The following is a 3,655-nucleotide window of genomic DNA, read 5'->3' on the forward strand; positions in this document are numbered from 1 at the left end:
TTTTTAAAGGAATAACGATATGGCTCGCATTCCCGACTCAGAATTACAGCACCTGAAATCCGCCGTCTCTTTAGTGGCTATTATTGAGCAGCAAGGACGGCAGTTGTTTAAGCGCGGCAAGGATATGACAGTGCTGTGCCCGTTCCATGAGGAAAAAACGCCCTCAATGGTGATCACACCATCAAAAAATCTTTATCACTGCTTTGGCTGCGATGCGGGCGGTTCGGTGATCGACTGGGTAATGAAAACGGAGAATTTAAGCCTGCGTCATGCCGCCGAACGCTTAAAGGCCGTGCTGGGGCACAATCCGGCGGTTGAGCCGCTGGTGCAACCGGAAGAGCTGGCCAGTGATGCCATCGGGCCACAGGGGTTGCTGTCACGGGTGGTTGAGTTTTATCACCATACCTTGCTGACTGCGCCGGAGGCTCAGGCGTATCTGTCCAGACGGCGGCTCAATCATCCTGAGCTGGTCAGCCATTTTAAGCTGGGCTTTGCCAACCGAACGCTTGCTTACCGCCTGCCGCCCAGTAAATACAAGGCCGGAGCAGAGATCCGCCGCCGTCTGCAAGCAGTCGGTGTGCTGCGGGAGAACGGGCGGGAGCATCTGCGCGGTTCGCTGGTTGTGCCGGTGATGGGTACACAGGGGCAAATCCACGAACTGTACGGGCGCATGATCAGTGATGATCTGCGGGCGTCGGTTATCCGTCATCTGTACCTGCCGGGCGCATGATCAGTGATGATCTGCGGGCGTCGGTTATCCGTCATCTGTACCTGCCGGGCGCACATCAAGGCGTCTGGAATGAAGCCGCACTGGGTGCGTCCAGGACGCTTATCCTGTGTGAATCGCTCATTGATGCGATGTCGTTCTGGGTGACGGGGCAGCGCAATGTCACGGCGGCCTATGGGGTGCATGGTGTGACCGCTGACCACTGGCAGGTCTTTGAGCAGCACGGCACTAAGCAGGTGCTGATCGCCTTTGATAATGATACCGCAGGCAATGATGCCGCGGTGAAACTGGCGGCAGCGCTGGTTGCCAAAGGGATTACGCCCTTGCGCGTGGTGTTCCCACCGGGCAGGGATGCCAATGAATATCTGTGTCAGATGGCCGAACCCGAAACCGCCTTTGCTCTGCTGATTGAGAGTGCCGTGCCAATGCAGGAGGCGGCGGATATGGTGGCTCTAGAGCGCCAGACACCTGAGCCAGACACAGCACCCGAACCCGCTTCCCCTTTAGCCGCCGAACCGGCGCCCCGCGTGACGCCGAATGTGGTCTGTGAGTCGGGTGAGCATGGCGAGCTGCTCGTGTCAGTCGGCACACTGCAATGGTGTCTGCGCGGCATGGGATCAGTAAAGGCAGGTTCCGCTGCGATGAAACTCAATGCGCAGGTGCTGGACACGCAAAGCGGGGTGTTGTTCGCGGATGGCGTTGATCTGATGAGCGCCCGCTCACGTCAGAGTTATGCACGACTGGCCGCCACTGAGCTGGGACTGGGCGAAGCGGATCTGCGCCGTTCGCTGGCGCAGGTATTGCTGGCTGCTGAACAATGGCAACAGCAAGGCGGCAAGGTATCAGTGGTCAATGTGCCGACAATGAGCGACACCGAACAAAAGGCAGCGCTGGCCTTGCTGCAAGATCCTTACCTGACTGCCCGTATTACCGCTGACTTAGCCGCCTGTGGCGTGGTTGGCGAATCCACTAACTTACTGGCAGGCTTTTTGGCTGCCGTGAGCCGAAAGTTACCCAAACCGTTAGCCGTCCTGATCCAGAGCAGCAGCGCCGCAGGCAAGAGCAGCCTGATGGATGCCGTACTGAACCTGATGCCGGAAGAAGAGCGCACCCAGTACAGCGCCATGACCGGGCAAAGTCTGTTCTATCTGGGCGAAACCCATCTCCAGCACAAGATTTTAGCGATAGCGGAAGAAGAAGGCGTGCGGCAGGCGGCTTACGCACTCAAGCTGTTGCAGTCAGACGGCGAGCTGACCATGGCGAGTACAGGCAAGGATGAAGCGACCGGAAACCTCGTTACCAAAAGTTACACGGTGAAAGGCCCGGTGATGCTGATGTTAACGACGACCGCTATCGATGTGGACGAAGAACTGCTCAATCGCTGTCTGGTGCTGACGGTGAATGAATCCCGCGAACAGACCGAAGCCATCCATGCTTTACAGCGCCAGAAACAGACACTGGCAGGCTTGCTGGCTGAAAACGAGCGCGACTATCTGACACAGCTTCATCAGAACGCCCAGCGGCTGCTGAAACCCTTGAATGTGGTCAATCCGTATGCGTCGCAACTGACCTTTATGTCAGACAAAACCCGCACCCGCCGTGACCATATGAAATACCTGACGCTCATTCAAAGTATCGCGCTGTTGCACCAATACCAGCGGGACATCAAGACGGCAGAACATCGCGGCAAGACACTGGAATATATCGAAGTGACGAAAGATGATATCCGGCTGGCGAATCAGCTCGCCCATGAAATCTTAGGCCGGACATTGGACGAGATGCCGCCGCAGACACGCAAGCTGTTATTACTGATCCAGCAGATGGCGCACGGAATGGCATCGGACAGGCAGCAAACGCTGCGAGAAGTGCGTTTTACCCGGCGGAATATCCGCGACTTCACCCAATGGAGTGACAATCAGCTTAAAGTGCATTGTCAGCGACTGGCTGAGATGGAATACCTGCTGATCCACGGTGGCAGTCGCGGGCATCTGTTGCAATACGAACTGCTGTGGGATGGCGAGGGCGACAGCGCCCACTTAAGCGGTTTGATCGTGCCCGTATGATCACCGCAAGTTGGACTGAAAACAACGCAAGTTGCCCACAAGTTGGGTTCAAGTTGGTATCAAGTTGGGGCAGACAAAACCGCTATCAGACCACAGCCAGACAGGGCTGACAGCGCGCAAGTTGGACAAACTCAAAAATCACTGTTCCGGCAACACATTAACATCGTCCCGTCATACCGTACTGCCGGATAGCTTCCACAACAAAAAGGACAATCCGCATGATAACTTCACACGACAACACCCTGATCACACTGCGCCAGCAGCTCGAAGCGTGGTGCGACACGCTGCTGGCACAAGGCCGGGCTGACCGCACGCGGGAAACATACCGTAGTTACCTGCTGCCCTTTATCGACTGGTGCGAACAGCGTACGGTTCGTTACCCCGCACAGGTCACACTGGTGCTACTGGAAAGCTGGCAGCGGTATCTGCGGGCTTTACCGTAAAGCCGATGGTCAGCCTTACGGCAATAACGGTCAGCGGGAACGGCTGATCGCCCTGCGGCTGTGGTTCCGCTGGTTGCTGCAACGCCATCACATCCTCTACAACCCGGCCGAGCAGATGGTGTTGCCGAAAGAAGAAAAGCGGCTGCCGGCGCAGATCCTGAGTGAACGGGAAACCACACAGGTGCTGGAGAGCCTTGACGATCAGAGTGTGTTGGGACTTCGCAACCGGGTGATGCTGGAAATCCTCTGGAGCAGCGGCATCCGGCGCATGGAGCTGCGCCAGCTTCAGCGGGGCGACATCGACTTCGAACGTGGTGCGGTAGTGGTAAATCAGGGCAAAGGGAATAAAGATCGGGTTGTGCCTGTCGGTGAGCGGGCGCTGGGCTGGCTGAAACGCTATCTGGTCAACGTCAGGCCACAAC

At 57.0% G+C, this 3,655-nt stretch carries 2 protein-coding genes and 1 pseudogene; all 3 read left to right on the forward strand.

What is annotated here, in order from left to right:
- Positions 1-19: 19 nt before the first annotated feature.
- A pseudogene (locus AAY47_RS18755) lies at positions 20-2,790 on the forward strand (CHC2 zinc finger domain-containing protein).
- A 218-nt stretch (positions 2,791-3,008) separates the two neighbouring features.
- Positions 3,009-3,233 (forward strand): hypothetical protein, encoded by a 225-nt coding sequence (locus AAY47_RS22965; protein ID WP_053014352.1) that lies wholly within the window; start codon positions 3,009-3,011, stop codon positions 3,231-3,233.
- Positions 3,234-3,306: 73 nt separating this feature from the next.
- On the forward strand, positions 3,307-3,655 hold a 349-nt coding region (locus AAY47_RS22970; RefSeq protein ID WP_235428415.1), incomplete at its 3' end, for a tyrosine-type recombinase/integrase.

The organism is Xenorhabdus griffiniae (genome assembly GCF_001028135.1).
Lineage (GTDB): Bacteria > Pseudomonadota > Gammaproteobacteria > Enterobacterales > Enterobacteriaceae > Xenorhabdus > Xenorhabdus bakwenae.